Annotated in this window: 17 protein-coding genes; 6 read left to right on the top strand and 11 right to left on the bottom strand. The window is 54.3% G+C overall.

The window, feature by feature from the left end; genetic code table 11:
- Window positions 1–67 precede the first annotated feature (67 nt).
- Window positions 68–3,877, top strand: coding sequence for a metallophosphoesterase (locus tag L1278_RS03495; RefSeq protein WP_253401075.1), 3,810 nt, complete (start codon window positions 68–70; stop codon window positions 3,875–3,877).
- An 81-nt stretch (window positions 3,878–3,958) separates the two neighbouring features.
- A complete protein-coding gene (locus tag L1278_RS03490; RefSeq protein ID WP_253401074.1) occupies window positions 3,959–5,008 on the top strand; it encodes a DUF6268 family outer membrane beta-barrel protein in 1,050 nt (349 codons plus the stop codon).
- 77 nt (window positions 5,009–5,085) lie between these two features.
- Here L1278_RS03490 and ppk1 read toward each other — a convergent pair whose 3' ends face one another.
- The 4 genes from ppk1 to hflX form a co-directional block, all read right to left on the bottom strand.
- On the bottom strand, window positions 5,086–7,266 hold the full coding sequence (ppk1, locus tag L1278_RS03485; protein WP_253401073.1) for a polyphosphate kinase 1: 2,181 nt from the start codon (window positions 7,264–7,266) through the stop codon (window positions 5,086–5,088).
- A gap of 14 nt (window positions 7,267–7,280) precedes the next feature.
- A complete protein-coding gene (locus tag L1278_RS03480) occupies window positions 7,281–7,775 on the bottom strand; it encodes a histidine phosphatase family protein (protein WP_253401072.1) in 495 nt (164 codons plus the stop codon).
- A 39-nt stretch (window positions 7,776–7,814) separates the two neighbouring features.
- Entirely contained in the window at window positions 7,815–8,216 is a 402-nt protein-coding gene (locus L1278_RS03475) for a hypothetical protein (RefSeq protein ID WP_253401071.1), read from the bottom strand.
- A gap of 636 nt (window positions 8,217–8,852) precedes the next feature.
- Window positions 8,853–10,058 carry a GTPase HflX gene (gene hflX, locus L1278_RS03470; RefSeq protein WP_253401070.1) on the bottom strand — a complete coding sequence of 402 codons (1,206 nt, stop codon included), beginning with the start codon at window positions 10,056–10,058 and terminating at the stop codon, window positions 8,853–8,855.
- Between the two features lie 210 nt (window positions 10,059–10,268).
- Here hflX and rfbC point away from each other — a divergent pair, with 210 nt between their 5' ends.
- Window positions 10,269–10,811 (top strand): dTDP-4-dehydrorhamnose 3,5-epimerase, encoded by a 543-nt coding sequence (gene rfbC, locus L1278_RS03465; protein WP_253401069.1) that lies wholly within the window; start codon window positions 10,269–10,271, stop codon window positions 10,809–10,811.
- A 124-nt stretch (window positions 10,812–10,935) separates the two neighbouring features.
- Here the strand turns inward: rfbC and murF are convergent, their stop codons facing one another.
- Entirely contained in the window at window positions 10,936–12,222 is a 1,287-nt protein-coding gene (murF, locus tag L1278_RS03460; protein WP_253401068.1) for a UDP-N-acetylmuramoyl-tripeptide--D-alanyl-D-alanine ligase, read from the bottom strand.
- Between the two features lie 124 nt (window positions 12,223–12,346).
- On the opposite strand from murF, the gene L1278_RS03455 reads away from it, so the two are divergent.
- Window positions 12,347–14,578, top strand: coding sequence for a T9SS type A sorting domain-containing protein (locus tag L1278_RS03455; RefSeq protein WP_253401067.1), 2,232 nt, complete (start codon window positions 12,347–12,349; stop codon window positions 14,576–14,578).
- Window positions 14,578–14,955 (top strand): hypothetical protein, encoded by a 378-nt coding sequence (locus L1278_RS03450; protein WP_253401066.1) that lies wholly within the window; start codon window positions 14,578–14,580, stop codon window positions 14,953–14,955. Before L1278_RS03455 ends, L1278_RS03450 begins: the two co-directional genes overlap by 1 nt.
- Here the strand turns inward: L1278_RS03450 and L1278_RS03445 are convergent.
- The 3 genes from L1278_RS03445 to L1278_RS03435 form a co-directional block, all read right to left on the bottom strand.
- Window positions 14,947–15,723, bottom strand: a complete 777-nt coding sequence (locus L1278_RS03445) for an amidohydrolase (protein WP_253401065.1) — start codon at window positions 15,721–15,723, stop codon at window positions 14,947–14,949. The two genes, L1278_RS03450 and L1278_RS03445, sit on opposite strands and share 9 nt — an antisense overlap.
- Window positions 15,724–16,135: 412 nt before the next feature.
- Window positions 16,136–17,284, bottom strand: a complete 1,149-nt coding sequence (locus L1278_RS03440) for a pyridoxal phosphate-dependent aminotransferase (protein WP_253401064.1) — start codon at window positions 17,282–17,284, stop codon at window positions 16,136–16,138.
- A 60-nt stretch (window positions 17,285–17,344) separates the two neighbouring features.
- A complete protein-coding gene (locus L1278_RS03435; protein ID WP_253401063.1) occupies window positions 17,345–17,929 on the bottom strand; it encodes a uracil-DNA glycosylase family protein in 585 nt (194 codons plus the stop codon).
- A 186-nt stretch (window positions 17,930–18,115) separates the two neighbouring features.
- Here L1278_RS03435 and L1278_RS03430 point away from each other — a divergent pair, with 186 nt between their 5' ends.
- Window positions 18,116–18,580, top strand: a complete 465-nt coding sequence (locus tag L1278_RS03430; protein ID WP_253401943.1) for a hypothetical protein — start codon at window positions 18,116–18,118, stop codon at window positions 18,578–18,580.
- A gap of 14 nt (window positions 18,581–18,594) precedes the next feature.
- Here L1278_RS03430 and L1278_RS03425 read toward each other — a convergent pair whose 3' ends face one another.
- From L1278_RS03425 to L1278_RS03415, 3 genes are all read right to left on the bottom strand, one after another.
- On the bottom strand, window positions 18,595–19,038 hold the full coding sequence (locus L1278_RS03425) for an acyltransferase (protein ID WP_253401062.1): 444 nt from the start codon (window positions 19,036–19,038) through the stop codon (window positions 18,595–18,597).
- Between the two features lie 182 nt (window positions 19,039–19,220).
- Complete coding sequence (locus L1278_RS03420; RefSeq protein WP_253401061.1) at window positions 19,221–20,051, bottom strand: hypothetical protein; 831 nt, start codon at window positions 20,049–20,051, stop codon at window positions 19,221–19,223.
- Window positions 20,052–20,210: 159 nt separating this feature from the next.
- A complete protein-coding gene (locus L1278_RS03415) occupies window positions 20,211–20,618 on the bottom strand; it encodes a response regulator (RefSeq protein ID WP_253401060.1) in 408 nt (135 codons plus the stop codon).
- Between the last annotated feature and the right edge of the window lie 3 nt (window positions 20,619–20,621).

The raw sequence follows: 20,621 nt of genomic DNA, 5'->3' as shown, positions 1-20,621 counted from the left end.
CAAACGAAGTGTTGTTGCCGCCACACTTGCTTTCGCTAGACAGGACACCCCGTACACACAGAATCTTATGAAAAACCGTCTTCACCTTATACCTCTTATCCTGCGTCCTCTGGCTGTGGGCTTTTTTTTAGTGCTTTTGCAAGCCTGCGCCACCAAAAAACCTTACTACAGCCGCGATGTGCTCAACTGGCAGCAAACCGAGCCCAAAGCTGATAACAAAGTAAATTATACCGTGTTTCTGATCGGCGACGTGGGCGCACCCGACCTGAAGCAGCAGGAGCCCTCGCTCAAGCTTATGCAAAAGCAGATGAACGAAGCCGGCGCGCAAAGCACGACCGTCTTTCTGGGAGACAACGTGTACCATAACGGTCTGCCTGAGCCAGGGCGCTATGACCGGGAAGTATCAGAACAGCGCCTGAACGCCCAGCTTGATGTGCTGCGGGGCTACCAGGGAGAGAAATACATGATTCCGGGCAACCACGACTGGAACCACAGCGGCCGCGGCGGGCTCGAGTTTGTGGTGCGCCAGCAGAACTACGTGAATGAGTACCTGACGGAAGAGGGCATTGTGGTGGGCGGTGACTTCTATGTGCCGGGCGATGGCTGTCCTGGTCCTTATGAAGTGAAGATAAGCGATGATGTTGTGTTAATTGCGCTGGACTCTGAGTGGTGGCTGCACCCCTGGGAGCGCCCTTACGGAGCGGGCAGCAACTGCTGGGCGTCTACAGAGGCAGACTTCCTGGTAAAACTGGAGGATATCATAGAAAAGCATCAGGGCTCCAACATCGTGGTAGTTGCGCACCACCCTCTGTTCACGCGCGGTAATCACGGTGGATTCTTCACCTTGAAAGACCACATTTTCCCGCTCACCATGCTGCGCGACTGGATCTACCTGCCGCTGCCTGTCATCGGGTCCATCTATCCGTTTGCCCGCAAGTACGGCGGCATCCTGCAGGACATTCCGCACCCGCGCTACAACGCTTACATCGAGGGGCTGCTCAACATCTTTGATAAGTATGATAACATTGTGTATGCTGCCGGTCACGAGCACTCCCTGCAGCATTTCAAGCACAACAAACTGGCTCACATTGTTAGTGGATCGGGTTGTAAGATACAGCACGTAAAGCCAGGCGGCAACGCCATGTACACCCACCAGGTGAAAGGTTTTGCCAAGCTGATGTATTACGAAAACGGGGAGGCCTGGGTGGAATACTGGACGCCGGAGGGCGACGGATCGGAGGGCACCATGACCTTCCGGACGCCGCTCTATGCCAAGGAGCCGCGCCGCAAGCGGTCAGCCATAGTAGACGAAACCAACTACACGGACAGTACTATTGTGGTGGCTGCCAACGATAATTACACTGCCAAAGGGCTGCGCCGCACCATGCTGGGCGATCACTACCGCCGCGAGTGGGCCACCCCGGTGGAAGTGCCCTTGCTGGACATGCGCAATGAGTTGGGCGGGCTCACACCCTACCAGAAGGGGGGCGGTAAGCAAACGGCATCCCTGAAAGTGCGTAATCCCGATGCCCGCGAGTATACCTTGCGCACCGTCGATAAGGACCCGACGATGGCGTTGCCGGAGTATCTGCGCCAAACCGCTGCCAAAGCCTTGTTGCAGGACCAGATTTCAGCCCAGCACCCTTACGGTGCTCTGGCTATACCCAGGCTGGCAGATGGGGCCGGCGTGTTCCATACTAATCCGAAACTGGTGTACATTCCCCAAACGCCATACCTGCGCCAGTATATGGATGAGTTCAGCAACACGCTGGCTTTTCTGGAGGAGGATGCCGACGAGAACCACGAGGACGTGAAGAGCCTGGGCTTTGCCGAGAACCTGGTCGGTACAGATAAAGTGCTGAAGGAGCTGCGGCAGGACAACGACAACAAAGTGAACCAGCAGGAGTTTGTGCGTGCCAGACTGTTCGATATGCTCGTAGGCGACTGGGACCGACACGAGGGGCAGTGGCGCTGGAAAGAAGAGAAGACCGACAGTGGCAAGGTATACATCCCGGTGCCCGAAGACCGTGACCAGGTGTTCTTCAAAGCGGACGGCATTATACCCTGGCTGGCCACCCGGAAGTGGGGCGTGCGCAACGTCCAGAACTTCGGCCACGACTTCCCTGACATTGTAGGGCTTAACCTGAGTGCACTTACCATCGACCGCACCTTTACCTCGTCCATCACCCGGCAGGACTGGATCCGCATTGCCGAAGAGATAAAGGCAGGTGTAACGGATCAGGTAATTGAAGAGGCCATCAACCAGTGGCCGGAAGAGGTGCGGACTATATCTGGCGAGGACATCAAAGCCAAACTGCGCTCACGCCGCGATAAGCTGCCGCAGGCGGCCGAGGCCTATTACGAACACCTCGCTGAAATGGTAGACGTAGCCGGGAGCGACAAGCACGAGCACTTTGTAGTGAACCGCCTCAATGACGAGGAAACCCACCTGACGGTATACAAGATTAACAAAGAGGGTGTGCTGCGCGACACTCTTTACAAGCGCACCTTCTATACCCCTGAAACCGAAGAGCTGCGCATGTACGGGCAACGCGGCAAAGATATTTTTGAAGTGAAGGGAGATGTGAACAAAGGCATCGTGGTGCGCATCATTGGGGGAAATGACGAGGATGTGATCACCGATAACTCGCGTGTGGCCGGCATTAAACGGCACACGATTGTGTACGATACAGAAGAAGGAAACATGTTCAACTTCGGGCCTGAAACAAAAGTCCGTACCAGTATTAGCCCGGATGTGAATTTTTATGACCGGGATAATTACAAACTACCCTACCTGGGGCCTCGTCTGTCGCTGGAGTACAACGTGGACGACGGGCTGTTTTTGGGAGCCGGTATACTGGCCCGCACCCACAAGTTCCGCAAATCGCCCTATGCTTCGGAGCACCTGCTGGAGGGCAATTATGCCTTTCACACAAACTCATTTAACGTGCGCTATACCGGCGATGTGCGGCAGGTGTTCGGTAACTGGAACATCGGTGTGAATGCTGCCATACAGGGGCCGCAATACCAGCGCAACTTCTACGGCTACGGCAACGACACGCACCAGCAGGATGGGGCGGATGACTCCTTCTACCGTGTTCGGTTCAAGCGGGTGAACGTGGGCGCAACGCTCAACAACAACCTGGCACCTTTCTTCAAAGTAGGTATAGGCCCTACCTACGACCGCTTCCGGGTAGTGAACTCCGAACATGACACCTATCTGGTAAACGAGGCACTGAGCGGCCGGATGGAGCCAGGCACTTACGACTTTGAGCAGGACCGTTTCGAATCGCAGCACTACGTGGGTGTGATGGCTTTTGCCGACATGGATGTGCTAGGAGAGGGCAATCAGAAGAACCCGCGCATCGGCATGCGTCTGCATAACCGCGTGAGTTACAACAAGCAGACCGACGGTGAGGGGCTGAGCTATACCCACGTAAGCTCTGAGTTCGCCTTCTACCTGACACCTGGCTTCCCGTTCCAGCTCACCTGGGCGGGCCGTCTGGGGGCAGCGCATAACTTCGGCGACTTTCGCTTCTACCAGGCCAACACGCTGGGCGGTATGGACAACATGCGCGGCTACCGCCGTACCCGGTTTGCCGGCCGCAGTGCCATCTATGCCAACGCCGAAGCCCGCCTCTCGCTCCTTGACTTTAACCTATACCTGACGCCGGGGAGGCTCGGAGTACTGGGCTTGTACGATGTGGGTCGCGTGTACCAGGACGGCGAGCGCGATTCTGCCTTCTTCCGCAGCCTGCATACAGGTATAGGCGGCGGTGTATGGGCCGATATTATGCAGAAAAACGTTATCGTGCTGACCTACGCCAAAGGCGATGTGGAAAGGCTGTGGACATTAAGCTTCGGCTTTTTATTCTAAAAATATCTAAAGACGTATAGCAAAAAGTGCCTCTGTTTTGGCACTTTTTGCATTTACCGCCATGTAATTTAGCTACTAACTATGAAATTAACCTTACCTAAACTACTACTTATACCTTTGCTCCTGCTAGGAGAACGTGCACTGGCCCAGGAAACCGAACAGGATCTGACCGATGTCCAAAAACAAACCAAAGAATACGCCAGCCCGGGCGTAAGGGGCATGGGCAAAAGCCGGGGCATTGTGATTGGCTACGAGCGCCTGCCGCAGTTCGACATGGAATCGGAGTCGGACAACCCGGAAGTGGGCAACGGACGGGCGCGGGTGCGGCGGCACAATAAGTTTTTTGTGCGGGCGCTGGCTCCTGTCATGAACAAGCCCAATACCAAGCTGATACTAGGTATAGACCATAAGTTTGAGGAGTTCAACTTCGAGAGCGTATCGCCGGCCTCTTACAGCTTGTACCGCAACCTCGAAGACAAAAACCTTAAGAGCCTGGGCCTGCAGCTGGCTTTTCTGCACTCTTTTGACGAAGTGCGCTTCCTGCTGGTGCGCGCCAAGGGTGAGCTCAACGGCGACTATACCCGCGACAACATTAACGTGTCGGATTACCTGAAGACCACTATTGACGTGGGCTACGGCTGGAAGCGCAGCCCTGACTTTGCCTGGGGCGTCGGTTTCCAATTGGGCTATACCTTCGGGCGGCAGCGCCTCTACCCGGGCATCATCTACAACCGCACTTTCAACGACCGCTGGGGGGTGGAGTCTATCTTCCCGGCCAACCTGCGGGTGCGCTACAACGTGTCCGAAAAGACGCTCCTCTATACCGGCTACCGTATTGAGGGGGCCAGCTACAACCTCTACGCCAGTGAACCACCGCTCTCGCAGTTCAACGACATCGAGCTGCGCCGCACCGACATCAAAGGCTTGCTGCGGCTGGAGCAGGAGATCTATGACTTTTTGTGGTTTGCCGTGGAAGGGGGCTTCAGGCAGTATTACCGTCACCGAGCTTTCGATGATGTGGGCTCACGCGATGTGCTGATCAAAAACACGCTGAAAGGAGCAGGCTACGTTGGGATAGAGCTTTACGCAGTGCCACCCCGCAAGCTGTTGGAGCGCAGCCAGAACCGATAAGAAACACAGGTATAGAAATGACAAAGCCCGACTTGCAGGTATAGCGAGTCGGGCCTTGCTCTTTATATGAGGTACAGTTACTTCGATTTCCGGGTCGGTTCCATCCCCTCGGGTATCAGCTTGCGCAAATACTCGTACGTGGCGTACTGCGACCGGATGTGGGTGGGGCTGGGCTGCTCCACATAGTTGTTGTCTATGTCGCGGGCCTTGGTGTCGTCGGCGAGCTGCAGATCAATGATCGCACGCAGCTGCTCCACAAGGTCCTTTTGCAGGATCGGGAAAGCCACTTCTACACGACGGCTCAGGTTGCGCGTCATCCAGTCGGCGGAGGCCACGTAGTATTCTTCTTTGCCGTCGTTGTGAAAGATATATACCCGCGCATGCTCCAGGTAGCGGTCCACGATGCTGCGCACCCGGATGTTTTCACTCAACCCTTCCACGCCAGGCACCAGGCAGCAAATGCCGCGCACCAGCAGTTCTATCTTCACACCGGCCTGACTGGCAGCGTAAAGCTTTTTGATCATGCGCTCGTCCTGCAGGGCGTTCATCTTGAGGATCATGGAGGCAGGCTTGCCTTTACTGGCATTTTTTATTTCCCGGTTGATCAGATCCACGAAGCGATCCCGCATGTTGATCGGGGCCATCAGCAGCTTCTTAAATTTCTTGTCGTGCTGGCGATCGATGAAGAAGTTGAACACCTGCTCCACATCCTGTGTGATAACTTTGTTGGAGGTGAACAGGGCGTGGTCAGCGTAGATTTTGGAAGTGTCTTCGTTATAGTTACCTGTGCTCAGGTAGGCATAGTTTACCAGTTGGCCGTCCTCGTTCCGGGTAATCAGGCCCAGCTTGGTATGCACCTTCAGGTCCGGAAGGCCCAAGATGACGTTGGCACCGGCTTTCTGCAGCTTGCCTGCCCAGAAGATGTTCGATTCTTCATCGAAGCGGGCTTTGAGCTCCACCACCACTGTTACCAGTTTCCCGCTCTTGGCAGCCTTTACCAGCGATTTGGCAATGGCGGAGTCCTCGGCTACGCGGTAGAGGGTGGCGCTCATGGCAGTCACCTTCGGGTCGTTGGCGGCTTCATCGAACAAGCGCAGCACGTAGTCGAAGGACTGGTAAGGGTAGTGCGCCAGGTAGTCCTGCTTTTTCATGGCCTCAATCAGGTTTGCTTCCTTCTCCAGAAGCGGGTGCACCAGCGTAGGCTGCGGCGAGTATTTCAGGTCCGGCAGGTCAAAATCGGGGAACCCAAAGAAGTCGCGGAAGTTGTGGTACTTGCTGCCCTCCACCAGTTCATCCTCCGATATGCCGGTATGCGCCATAATGGCTTCCAGCATCGGCCTGGGGGTAACAGGGTCGTAGAGCAGGCGGGCCGGATAGCCGGTTTCACGCTTCTGCAGGCTTTTCTGGATCTTGGCCATCAAACTGCCTGATACTTCCTCTTCAATATCCAGCTCGGCGTCGCGCGACACCTTCACGGCATGCGCCTCGAAGCGGCTATAATTTGGGTACAGGGCAGGCAGGCAAAAGCGAATCGCATCGTCGAGGAACATGACATAGCGCTGTTCGCCCACCGTAGGCAGTTTCACGAAGCGGCCGCCGTGCTTTTTGGTAGGTATCTCGAGCATGGAGAAGCGCTCCGGCTTCAGGTCCTTCTCTTTCGGCTCGAAGAGTTGCACGCCCAGGTATACGGTCTGGTCTTTCAGGAAAAAGTGCGTCTCGGTAGCATCGAGCAAAAGCGGCAGGATGTGAGGCTGAATGTGCTCGGCAAAGTAGGTTTGCACCCACTTCTGTTGCTCCTCGTTCAGGTCGTTTTCGGTGAGCAGGTGGATGTTTTGCTGGCGAAGGTCGGCGAGGATGCCTTCCCTGAAAACTTCTCCGAATTCTTCCTGCTGGCGTTTTACCTCCTGCATTACCTGCTCAAAAGTATCGGCGGGGTCTTCGGACAGCTTCTCGCGGGTCTTCTTTTTGAGTTTGATAAGGCGCTTGAGCGTGGCTACGCGCACTTTGAAGTACTCGTCGAGGTTCGACGAGAAGATGGCCATAAACTTGATGCGTTCCAGTAGCGGCACCCTACGGTCTTTCGCCTCCTGCAGCACGCGGTAGTTAAATGCCAGCCAGCTGAGCTCACGGTTGATCAGCGGCGTGGTGGTTGGTTTTTTATCTTGGGTATCAGTTTCCATGGTCTGGTTTGTTGCCCGGTGAGGCAATGGTGTAAAGGTATAGGCAGGGTGGGCAGGTATGGGGTTATAACTGCCCACGCCGCTGTGCTGTGTTATTTATGATTTTTGGGCACTTCGTAAAACAAAAGCCCGGCATTGCTGCGGTTGATGTCGTGCCAGCTATTGCAGTCGAAGCGTAGCGCAACCACCCCGGCTGTAGGCATGCTGGTGAGAGGCTTGGGTGAGAGCGTGTTGGCAAACTCCGAGATGGCATCATTGTGACCTACCATCAGCATACAATCCACATCAGCGGGTGCCTCGTGGACTATCTCGAGTAATTCTGCAGCGCTGGCGCCATATATGCGGTCATCTATCGCAATGTCATCGGCATCGTAATCGAGCTCGCGGGCCACCAGCGTGGCTGTCGTGATTGCCCGCACCGCAGGGCTTGACAGGATAAGCTGAATTTTGGCGTTGTTGGCCACCAGTTCCTGCCCCATAAGCGGAGCATCCGTACGGCCGCGTTTGTTAAGAGGTCGGTCATGGTCGCTCAGCTCCTCGAACTTCCAGCTGGACTTGGCATGACGCATGATATATAAGGTTTTCATAAGATGATTCACATTCAGAAAGGTATAACAGCACGCCTGTTACATAGCGCGTCTGCTATACATGCTGTTTACTGAAAGCAAGGGAAAATAGTTGTGACGGGGGAGGGGGAGTGTGATGGCTTGGCTGGCTAGGGGAGATTTGCTGTTGAAATAGTTGGGTGTAGGTATAGCTTTGGCGGGTGCAGGTAAAGCAGGTATGGCGCGAGCGTCCTCGCTTGTGACTAGTATAGAGGGGCCTCTGGCCCAGGTATAGTCTCGCAAGGTATAGCAATCTACAGATAGGCTCTTTCGGATCTCCAGATCCGAAAGCAAACTGTTGGGGATGTCCACATTCACGTGGGCAGGTATAGGTATAGCTACTGCTGCTGTTGCAGAGTATGCCTTGGCCAGGCGGGCTGCTGTTTCGCCTGTACGGCGGGCACTCACTTTTTTTCTTGACACAAATCGAGGGCCCCTTCCCCCAAAGTAAGCAAAAGAGTCAAGACGATTTTAAACTCGCTGACCGCTCTTTGCCGAGGGCCCCTACCCCCAACACAAAATCGTCAAAAGTGCACATGGCTAAAGTTGTTTCTTTCATAGTTCAAGGGCCAAGGATGTCTTTCGATGCGTGTCAGTGGTATGTGTGGTCTGTGACTGAAATAACAGAACTAAATATACGATGGCTAGTTGCTACAGCGCCTATACGCTGGAATGGCAGTGGCCAAAAGCGCCCCTCCTTGGACAAGGAGGGGCAGGGGTGGTTTGACCCCGCAACTACGAAGCTATACCTGTTGAATGGCAGCTAGAGAAAGTCCCCCTTCGAAGGGGGCAGGGGATGTCAATCGTGCACCGCTCCTTCCCCTGTTTTGGGGGTAGGGGCCCTCGATAAAAGGGAGGGTCCGGGGTGGAATTACAAACGTGCACGAGCATCCTGTAAATCCTTTAATCCTGAAAATTCTGATCCAGACAAGCTATACCCAAACAGACGCTCGCAGGTCTGAAAGACACTACGAGGTCTAACCCCCCCAGCCATCACAAAAAAAAAGGGAACAACCCTCACCGGATTGCCCCCTTTTTCAATGCTTCTTAAGAACTGCGTTACACGTTATTGGGATACCGCTCGAAGTGGATTTCCGCTACACGGCGCTGCAACTCGGCACGTAGCTCGTCGATGTTAATGCGGTTGGTTGCCGAAATAAACAGGGCAGGGGCGTGTACCTTGGCCATGTAGGTGGCTTTGAGGTCTTCAATGGAAGGACGCACTTCGTGGCCCTCTTCATTATTCGCGCTTTCTTCCTGCATTTCCTGCTCCCGCTGCTCCAGGTATTGGTCTATTTTATTGAACACCAGCAACACGGGTTTGTCAGCAGAGTTGATGTCAAGCAACGTATTGTTTACCACCGCAATCTGGTCTTCAAACGAAGGATGCGATACGTCAACCACGTGCACCAGCAGGTCAGCTTCGCGTATCTCGTCGAGCGTAGATTTAAAGGCCTCGATCAACTTGGTAGGCAGCTTGCGGATGAACCCTACCGTGTCGGAGAGCAGGAACGGAATGTTGTCGAGCACGACCTTGCGCACCGTGGCATCCACTGTAGCAAAGAGCTTGTTTTCGGCGAACACATCGGATTTAGAAAGCAGGTTCATCAAAGTAGACTTGCCCACGTTGGTATACCCTACCAACGCTACACGCACCATGCCGGCTCGGGACTTGCGCTGCTCAAAGTTCTGTTTCTCAAATTTCTCCAGACGATCCCGCAGCAAGGAAATCTTGTCGCGCACGATACGACGGTCGGTCTCGATCTCGGTTTCACCCGGACCCTTCATGCCGATACCACCCTTTTGTTTGGAAAGGTGAGTCCAGAGGTTAGTCAGGCGGGGCAGCAGGTACTGGTATTGGGCCAGTTCCACTTGTGTATGGGCCTGCGCCGTTTTGGCACGAAGCGCGAAGATATCGAGAATCAGTAAGCTTCTGTCCACGATCTTCACCTGCAGTTCGCGCTCAATGTTGCGCACCTGCGAGGGTGTGAGGTCATCGTCAAAGATTACCATGTCCACTTTATGCTCCGTTACATAGGCTTTGATCTCTTCCAGTTTGCCGCTTCCCACAAAGGTACGGATGTCGGGTTTGTCGAGTTTCTGGATGAAGCGCTTCAGGGTCACGGCACCGGCTGTTTCGGTCAGGAAGGCCAGTTCGTCGAGGTATTCGTTGGTTTGTTCGTCGGTTTGCTTGTAGGCAGGAACCGCTACCAGCACGGCAGTTTCCTGCGGCTTGGCGGTTTCGTAGTATTTTTGTTTACCCATTTTCAGATGTTAAGCGTAGCGGTTTGTCAGCCTTTTTCGGCGTGCATCATTGTACGTAATTGTTCCCGGCCCCGGTCAAAATTAGCAGGTATAGCGCCGTGGAAGCAGGCAGGATGGGTGCAAGTTAGTTGAAAAATTTCAGAAGAAAGGGGAAAAAACCTAACTTGCCGCCCTTCTAAAAGAACCAAAGCAGATCCATTTACACTAGCTATGCAGCATAAGAGCTATCACATTGAAGGCCTGATTGAATTTATACCACGTGTGTTCCGCGACGAGCGTGGCTGGTTCATGGAAACCTACAATGCCAGCATGTTTGCGCCCCTCGGCATCAATCCGGTCTTTGTGCAGGACAACGAGTCTGTGTCGAAAAAAGGTGTGCTGCGCGGACTGCATTTTCAGAAGCCGCCCTACGCGCAGGGCAAGCTGGTGCGGGTTGCTTCGGGCCGTGCGTTAGATGTGGCGCTCGACCTTCGCAAAAACTCCCCTACCTACGGACAGCATGCCACTTGTATTCTCGATGCGGAGCAGCACAACATGCTCTACATACCGGAAGGCTTCGCACACGGTTTTGTAGCACTGGAGGACAACACCAGTTTCCTGTATAAATGCACCAACCTCTACCACCAGGCATCCGAAGGCGGCATCCTCTGGAACGACCCGGCGCTAGGTATAGACTGGGGGATAGCTGCGCCGCTGGTGTCGCCCAAAGACGAGGTGCTGCCGCTGTTAAGAGATTTTGATTCGCCGTTTTAAAGAATACACAAGCAAAAGAAGACAAGACTTTTGCCTGAAAGCAAAATAACAAGGCCCGCGATTCAGATAATCGCGGGCCTTGTTATTAGGTATAGGAGTGGCTAGAACCAGCGCACTCTCAAATCTACAGTACCTCCACCAGCGTCTCCAGTCCCATACCGCGTGAGCCCTTCACGAGCACATAGCTTTCCGAAACAGGATTGGCCTCTAGCCATTTTTGAAGCTCAGCCTTGGTAGCGAAGTAGTGGAAGCGGCTGTCTGCATTTGCCGCATGCTTCATCTCAGGTCCGCAAAGCAATACGGTGTCAAAGTTTTGCTCCGCGATGACCTCGCCAATAGCTTTGTGCTCCGAGGCACTCTCACTACCCATCTCCAGCATATCGCCCACGATCACCATTTTGCGGGCAGCGTTCATGCCGCCAAAGTTGCGGATAGCCGCCGCCATCGAAGTCGGGTTGGCATTGTAGGCGTCGAGTATGAGGGTGTTGGAGCCTTTCTGCATCACCTGCGAGCGGTTGTTCACCGGGCTGTAGTTAGCGATGGCTGTGTTGGCTTTCTCCAGCGGTACCCCGAAGTACTTGCCGATACAGGCTGCCGCAGCCATGTTCTCGTAATTGTAGCTGCCGACCAGTTGTGTATTCACCACGTTACCTTCTTCGTCCTTATACACTACATAAGGCGAGGCCTCCAGTAACTCACTTTGGTAAAAGTCGCCCTGTGCCGGATAGGTTACTTTGTGCTCAATGCGGCGGCTCATGCGTAGCAGGTGCTCGTTGCCGGTGTTCACGAACACAGTGCCGCCATGCTCGAGCAGGTGCACATAGAGTTCGCTCTTGCCACGTGCCACGCCCTCTAAACTTCCAAAACCTTCCAGATGCGCTTTGCCGATGTTCGTAATCATGCCGTGAGTGGGCATCGCGATGCTGCTCAGCAGAGCGATCTCCCCAATGTGGTTGGCGCCCATCTCGATGATCGCCATTTCGTGCTCGGGCCTGATGCGCAGCAAGGTGAGTGGCACCCCGATGTGGTTGTTGAGGTTGCCCTGCGTATAGAGGGTGTTGAACTTCTGGCTCAGTACGGCATAGATCAGTTCTTTGGTCGTGGTTTTGCCGTTGCTGCCCGTAATGCCGATCACCGGTATGCTCAATAGTTGACGATGGTGACGGGCCAGGTCCTGCAGCGCCTGCAGCGTGTCTTCCACCACAAACACAGTGTCAGAAGCCAGGGCCGGATCGTCTACCACAGCGTATCTGGCACCTTTCTCCAAGGCGCCTTGTGCGAACTTGGTACCCTTGAAATTAGGTCCGTTCAGGGCAAAGAACAGGCTCTGGTCCTGCGGGGCACGGGAGTCGGTGCTGACGTGGCGGCACTCCAGGTATTTTTGGTAAAGAAAGTCGATGCTGTTCGGCATGAAATGCGTATTTTTAGTCTGAAAATTGGCGCAGCTGCCCGTGGTAAGGTATAGCACGCAGTCGCCATGGCAATATACACTCAAAACGGCAAAAGCAACAGCCCGATTGCCTAACAAACTGTCTATGCGCTACCTGTTATCACTTCTCCTTTTCCTGTTACTTATTGATGCGTCTGCTCAGGAGCCTTTGCGGTTCCAGCAACGCACGGATGTGCCTGTAAAGGTGGGTGAAACCGAATTGCGCAACCCCTGGGGTGGCGGACTCAACACACCGCAGTACTCCACCATCGACCTGAACAAAGACGGGCGCGACGACCTGTTCGTCTTCGACCGCATGCTGCGCAAAGTCTATACCTACCTGGCCGTGCAGGAAGGAGGCCAGTGGCGCTATACCTACGCTCCTGAGTACGAGGCAATGTTTCCGGCCGAACTCGAAAACTGGGTGCTGCTGCGCGACTATAATTGCGACGGCCTGAAAGATATCTTCACCAGCACACCGCTAGGTATACGGGTATACCAGCAGGAGGCGAGCAGCAACAAATACCCCACCTTTGAACTGACAGAAGATGCCCTCTTTTACCGGAGCCGCAATGGCGTGAACAGCATCAATATGCAGATGAATATCTCTGACATACCTGCTATCGTGGACATGGACGGCGACGGCGACCTGGATATCCTGCTTTCAGAGTTTTCGGGAGGCTATACCCTGGAGTATTACCAGAACATACAGGTAGAAGAGGGCAAACCCTGCGGATCGCTGGAGTTCGCGCTCTCCTCTGACTGGTGGGGGCAGATCACAGAGTGCCATGGCTGCAACAATTTTGGATTCGGCATCCAGTGCCGTATGGCAGGTCCCCTGCACTCGGGCCACGACGGTTCCGCGCTGCTGGCTATCGACCTGGATGGCGATGGCGACAAAGATCTGCTAATGGGCAGTGTGGAGTGCGAAAGCCTCGTGAAGATGGATAACGTGGGCACTAAGACGCTGGCCCGGATGGAGAGCTTCGAGACGGTTTTCCCGGCAGGTAGTCGTGCTGCCAGTTTCAATCGTTTCCCGGCAGCCTATTACGAGGATGTGACATTTGATGGTATACCTGACCTGCTAGTGGCGCCTAACAGCAACGAAAACGCAGGAGACCTGGAACTGCAGCGCTCGTCATGGCTTTACCAAAACAAGGGCACTGCCAGCCAGCCTAACTTTGACTTTGTACAAGATAACTTTCTGCAGAGTCAGATGATCGACCTGGGTGAAAATGCCCACCCTGCCTTTGCCGACATTGATGGCGACGGCCTGCTCGACCTAGTAGTCGGCAACGGACGGGCAAACCGCAACGGTAAGTTTGTGGCAACACTGAGTCTCTACCGCAATACCGGTACTTTAGCTGAGCCCGCTTTTACCTTTATCACCGACGATTACCTGGCGCTTTCCAACGAAAACATGCTTTCGCTGAAGCCTTCTTTCTTCGACATCAACCAGGATGGCGTGCTGGATCTCGTCCTGACTTACAGAACGCAGTCTGGCTCTGATCATGCCACAGCAGGCACCACACACATCGATTATTACATAAACAACGCCAAAGCCGGTCAGCCTTCTGCTTTTAATACGGCCCGCCTGCTTCACCTGCATACCCTGGCCAATGGCGATACACCACACCTGTTCCGGGTGGATGGGCAGCGCGTGGAAATGCTGGTCGGCAAAGCCGGTGGTACGCTGGACTACTACCGCTCTTCCGGAAATGAATTTGTGCTGGAGAAGCAAAGCATCGGCGGAATCAAATTTGACTTCTTTCGCCGCAACCTGGCGCCAGTGGTAGTGGACATAGATGGCAATGCCAAGCTCGACCTGCTCACCGTGGACGACAGCGGCGCCCTGCGCATTTACCCTGATTTTCTCGAAAAAATGGATGGTGACTTCACCGAAATAACCGAGGTGCTGGAAAACGAGCTGACAGGGAAGGCGCAAACATCCCGTTTTGGACGCGGACTTGGGTTGGCTGTAGCTGAACTGGGCGGACCTTACAGGATCTACCTGGCCATCGGCACGCAGGGAGGCGGTCTATACCTGCTGGAGCAAACCGGAGGCAACTACGGCAACCCGAATGACAAGACTAGTGGCCTGGAACTGAAGGTATATCCGAATCCGGTGGCAGGCAAGCAGGAACCTGTGCAGGTACAGGCAAGTGAGGCTGTGTCGCTGGTGCTGCACGACATGATCGGCCGCAGGGTATACGACGGAGCCGAAAGCTTCAACCGCCGCCATACCTTGCGTGTGGAGCATCTGAAAGCGGGCGTATACCTGCTGCGTGCCACTTCCCGCGACGGCCGTCACGAAACCCGCAGACTGGTCATACACTGATGCAAGCCTTTCTGTTCATAGACCTTTCGGAGGAGACCGACTTCGACAAACCCATCCTCAAAATGGTGCGACAACACGCTCCGGCTATACCTGTCTTCGATGTAGACGCCAAATCAGATGCCACTTTGCAGCAGTATGCCGTGCGGCTTCTCCAGGAAAATCCGGAAACAGTTGTGTGTATAAAGGGTGGGGCAGGAGACTTAAACCGGTTGATGCCGCTACTTGAGGAGTTGCTTTTGCCACATGCACAGCGACACATTGTACTTGTCGGTCAGCAGTCTCGCTTGTTGCGCATGCTGCAGGCCCGGCTAGGTATAGCCTATACCTTACTGGCTGATGAAGAGGCGCTGCGTCAGTTTCTGACAAAATCAGTTTAACGTAAAATCATCCGCATCGAGGTGCGCCGGGAAGGCCTCCCGAAAATCGGTCAACTCCTGTTTGCTTAGTGTAATAGTGTGTGTACCTTCGGCCTCGGTTGTCTCAAGCAGCTTATGTCCTTTGGGATGGATGATGGCGGAGTCGCCAGAGTAAGGATGCCCGTTGCCGTCTGTTCCAACGCGGTTCACACCCACCACATAGCTCAGGTTTTCGATGGCGCGTGCCTGCAACAGCGTGCTCCAGGCATTGGCCCTGGGCTTTGGCCAGTTGGCTACGTAAAGCAGCAGATCATATTGGCTATTCGTGTTGCGGCTCCAAACCGGGAAGCGCAAATCGTAGCACACCAATGGGCAAATGTTCCAGCCTTTTAATTCTACCAGCAGTTTTTCTTTGCCCGGGGTATAACTGTGGTGCTCCTTCGCCATCCGGAAGAGGTGACGTTTGTCGTAATGCTCGTACGTGCCGTCGGGGCGTACCCAATAGAGCCGGTTGTAATAGTTATCTCCTTCCTTCACCATCACGCTGCCGGTCAGCACGGCGCTATACTTGGCTGCTTCCTTCTGCATCCACTGCAGGGTTGGTCCCTCCGCGTCTTCTGCCAGCCCGGCCGCGTCCATGCTAAAACCGGTCGTGAACATCTCCGGCAGTACAATCAGATCAGTTGTGGGCGCTGTAGCGGCCAGTTTTTCCGAGAACATGTTTCGGTTGGCTGTAGCGTCCTGCCAGTGTAGTGCGGTTTGGATGATGGTGATGCGGAGGTCTTGCATGGGTGATAGGTATAAGGAATAACGTTTTACGATTGTACTGACATTTTATCCCAAGCTAACCCTTTTGTCATTCTGAAAGAATCTTGGGTAGAAGGGAGGGAAGCCTTTGCTTCGAAGCTTCTACTGTTGCTTCGCTTAACTTGGCCTTGTTTTATAGCTTGCCCTGGCCGGGCGGGCCCTACTTTTTTCCTTGATGAAAAAAGTAGGCAAAAAAATCAAGACGCTCCAAACTAGCTGAACGCTCAGACAGTGGAGCGCCAATTGGTGCACCTGGCTAAGGGGATCCGCTTCGTAGCTCAAGGGGCAAGTTAGTCTTGCTATACCTGCCAGTGGTTGTGTAATATCAGACTTATACCTAAACCTCTTACCCCTTCAGCAATTTAACCATTTAACAATTTAACAATTCATCCAATCACAACTTCACCAGCCGCTCCGCTGCTTGCCTTAGCGTCTCCTCACTCTTGGCGAAGCAGAAGCGCAGGTAGTGGTGGTCGGTTTTGTTGTGGTAGAAGGCCGAGACAGGCACAGAGGCTACGCCAATTTCCTGCGTGAGGCGCTTGGCAAAGTCCAGGTCGTGCTCTTGAGAAATAGCGTCATACTTCAAGAGCTGGAAGTAAGTGCCTGCTGATGGTATAAGCTCGAACCGGGATGGCTGCACCAACTCGCAGAACAGGTCACGCTTGGCCTGGTAGAAGTCGGGGAGGGAGCGGTAGTGGGCTTCGTTGTCCATGTAGTCGGCAATGGCCAGTTGTAGTGGCGTAACCGTGCTGAAGGTGATGAACTGGTGCATCTTGCGCAGCTCTGCCGTCAGAGTGGGAGGTGCTACCACGTAGCCTATCTTCCAGCCAGTGGTGTGGTAGGTTTTCCCGAACGACGAGATCACAAAGGCCCGCTGTCGCAGCGATTCTATTTGTAACGCGCTCACATGCTCCTTCCCATCAAATACCATGTGCTCATATACCTCATCGCTCAATATCAGGATGTCCGTACCGTCAGTCAGGTTGGCCAGCTTTTCCAGGTCCTCGCGGGGAATTACGGCGCCAGTCGGGTTATGCGGCGTGTTGATAATGATCAGGCGGGTGCGGCTTGAGATGTTCCTCTTCAGCAAATCCCAGTCGATGCTGAAATCAGGTATAGCCAGGGGCACATAAATAGGGATGCCGCCCGCCAGGCGGATGGCAGGGGCGTAGCTGTCGTAGCAGGGCTCCAGCACCACTACTTCATCACCGGGTTTTACTACCGCCGTGATGGCCGCAAACAGCGCCTCTGTCGCGCCGGATGTGACCGTTACTTCCTGGTCCGAGTCTGGGCGGTAGCCGTATACCTTCTCTGTTTTTTCGCTGATCTTGTGGCGCAAAGCCGGCATGCCAGGCATCGGGGCGTACTGGTTGTAGCCTTCCTGCATATACCTGGTCACAAGTGCTATCAGCTCGTCGGGACAGTTAAAATCCGGGAAGCCCTGCGACAGGTTGATGGCGCCGTGCTCGTTGGCCAGCGCCGACATTACAGCAAAAATACTGGTGCCAACGTCGGGTAGTTTGCTGCTTGGGTAGTTGATCATAGGGTAGGTTTTGTGCTGATGAACGAAGATAGAAGTTAAAGGGAATATTCCAAGTAAAAATTAGCCAAGGGCCTCTGCCACGAGCTGCTGCAGCACAGGTATAGCTTCCTGCTCAAACCAGGGGTTGCGCCTCATCCAGAACTGGTTGCGTGGCGAAGGGTGGGGCAGGGGCATGTACGCAGGCAGGTAGTCGGCCCAGTTTGTTACGGTTTCGGTTAAGGAAGGTCTGGCTCTTTCACCCAGAAAGTAGTCCTGCGCATACTTGCCGACCAGCAGTGTGAGCTGCACGTTGGGCAGCAGAGGCAACAGTTGCTGGTGCCAGTGCCGGGCGCACTCGGGGCGGGGCGGCAGGTCACCACTTTTTCCTTTGCCTGGGTAGCAAAAGCCTATCGGGATGATGGCCACCTGTTGCTCATCATAAAACACCTCCGGTGCTATACCCATCCAATGCCTGAGGCGCTTGCCGCTCTGGTCGTCCCAGGGGATGCCGCTGGCGTGTACCCGGGTGCCTGGCGCCTGTCCCACAATCAGCAGTCGCGCAGTGGGAGAGGCCCGCAGCACAGGGCGGGGCCCATGTGGCAGGTGTTCGGCACAAAGGTGGCAGGCACGTACCTGCTCAAGTAAAATGTCCAGGGTATCGTTCATACGGAGTGCAAAGGTATAGCGATCTGCTAACAAAATGCGCTTTATCCTGTATAATCAGGTTGTATGCAGCATTTTATACGTTTTGTACTTCTTCTTTTTTTGTGCTGTCAGCTTACACCCTTGGGGTGGGCGCAGTCACCCCCTGTTTATAAAAACGCCTATACAGTTAAATTCTTCGGCTTGTCGATGCACCTGCGCCAAACGCCAAACCCGGAGCTGTTCAAAAACAGGCTAGACCGGAAAGGTATAGCTGTGCTCAATTTCGGAGGTATAGTAGGCTACGACCGGTTTGTGGTGCGCGACGTCATCAGTGTGCGGGTAGAGCAGGGGCTGTACTCCGACTGTGCCTCATCGCTGGCCGGCTTCACGCACCTGGGGTGGCGCGGGCAGATTTTCAGGACAGGGCGCCACTCACTCAACGGCGGTTTCGGCCCTACCCTAGTATACCGCCGCGACTGGAACCGACTGCCGGGTTACGAAGACGACGGCTACTTTGACCGCAGCGGCGACTGGCAGTACAAATTTTACTGGTACGGCGGCGAGTTCGAGTACAACTATCAGCTGAAAGGTCAGTATGATCTGTCGCTTAACCTGGTACCCGGCATACCGGAACTGGTATCGTTCGGGGCTGGGTTCAGGAAGCGTTTCTAAACGATGGGGCTCAATTACCAGCCCCGTTCATCCCAGTCCTCATCACGACGGCTCTGTTGCCGGCGGCGCTGCTCGCGTAGCGGTGGGAGCTGCTCCTGCTGCTGCCACCTGTCGCGGGCGTGCTGGTTCTCGGCGCTAAATTGCCCGCCGTCATCGCGCCAGTTTCGGTGCTCGCCTCTTCTATGGTGGACATGGTGGTCATCTGAAAAACCGTGCAGATGTCTGTCTATGTTCTCATGTTGCTGGCGGTCGCTTTGCTGCTGGCGGTAGGCATGCCGCTCCCGCTCTTCCCGCGCACGCATTTCTTCTTCGTAATGTCTTCTATCCCGGTCATGCATAAAAGGTCTGGGTTCTTCCCAGCGGCTGCGAAAGTTCTGCTGCTCACTCTCGTGGCGTGGGTGCGGACGACCTGGGCGTTCGTGCCGCTCATGATGTCTGTTTTCTTCCTCGTGGTGCATATCTTTTCTTTTTAAATACTGAGATGCCTCTAAATAAAGTATCGAGTTTTATGTACGGGCACCTGGGCCTGATGTTTATCAGCGTTCGGAATCAGCATAAAAAAAGGCAGCTCGCCGATGCCGGTGAGCTGCCTTTTTTACTAATCTACTACCAAAGTAACCTAATCTGTCTGCTATACGAATTAGCGGCGGTTGCGTTGGTTTCTGCCAGCATCTTTGTTATAATTGTCGTTGCCGGAGTCAGTTTCATCGGCCCAGCGCGGTCCGCCCTCGTAGCCACGGTCAAAATTGCGGTCGCGGAATGACTCCCCGCCGTAACGCTGGCGGGTGCTCAGCTGCTCGGCGCGGCGCTCCGGGTCGTATCTGTTGTGTGGCTCGTAGTCTGGGTTGTCGGACTGCATAATGTCATCCCAAGTGTCGCGCATGCGCTTAAAAAATCCGCGCTTGTCCTGGTTCTCCGGCTCCACGTCCGGGGAGTAGCGGCCCTCGTTGTACCAGTTGTGCGTGCCGCTTCCATAACGGTAGTCGTCTTCTTTATAACGGCTGCGGGTGCCTGGTCCCTCACGCCACAGGCTGTCCTGCGAGGTTGGAGGTTCGTTGTAATTGCCCGGCTGGGATCCACCGCCCATCTGCGAACGATAAGGCTGCTGACCGCCGCTTCCCGGGCCTCTGTAGCCATGGTTCAGGTATTGACTTTCGTTGCGGTAAGGGCTTTCGCTGCGGCTGCCATAGTGGCCGGTCTGGTAAGTGCCCCGGTCGCTCTGGTAGGGCCCCGGTCTGTTGCCTGTGTAATGATGTCCGCTTTCAGCTTCCCGGTTGCGGTCCTGCGCGCCACGCGGACTAGGGCCGGTATGGAAGTAGTTGCCTTCATCCCACTTCTTTTGATTCTGACCCTGACCTCTATAGCTGTAGCGCTGTGGGTGTTCCTGTCCTTTGTCCTTATTGTATAGCTCACGGCCGATGCGCTGGTTGTAGTCGCCCGGTTGGTCGTGATGTTCTGCGTCGTTTCTCATAGTTGTTTTATTTTTGAATAATAGATGCCTTGATCTTATGTCACATAATGGTGGCATTATTTTTTACGGTTTATGGGGGCTATTGTTGGCGCAGGCACAGGTATAAAAAAAGAGGCGCCCTTTGTGAAGGCGCCTCTTAAACAATAAAATGGGGTTCGATTAAAAATAGGTTTCCATGATCTCGCGCACATCGGCCTCGGCAAGGGGCTTGGAGTAATGCCTGCGTACCTCCGGGTATTTTTTAAGTCGCTCCAGATCGTAAAAACTGGCCGAAGAAGTAAGCATGAGCATTACTGTGCGTAGCTTTTTATCCTCCTCAAAGCGCTGGTACTCATCCAGAAACTCAAAACCATCCATTACTGACATCTTGATGTCAACAAAAATAAGGTCCGGCTTCGGATAGTTCTCCTCGCCGTTGAAAGCTTTGTTCAGGTAGTCGAGAGCCTCTTCACCATTTGTCACTACCCTGATGTCCGATGCCGCCTCCATACGGGAGAGCAGGCGCTGGTTCAGGTAATTGGTTGTATCGTCGTCGTCTATCAGCAGGATAGTCTTTACAGATTTCATAGC

Source organism: Pontibacter sp. HSC-36F09 (assembly GCF_024171605.1).
Classification (GTDB): Bacteria; Bacteroidota; Bacteroidia; order Cytophagales; family Hymenobacteraceae; genus Pontibacter.
Note: the sequence above shows the minus strand (reverse complement) of the source record. Positions and strands in the feature narration are given on the sequence as shown.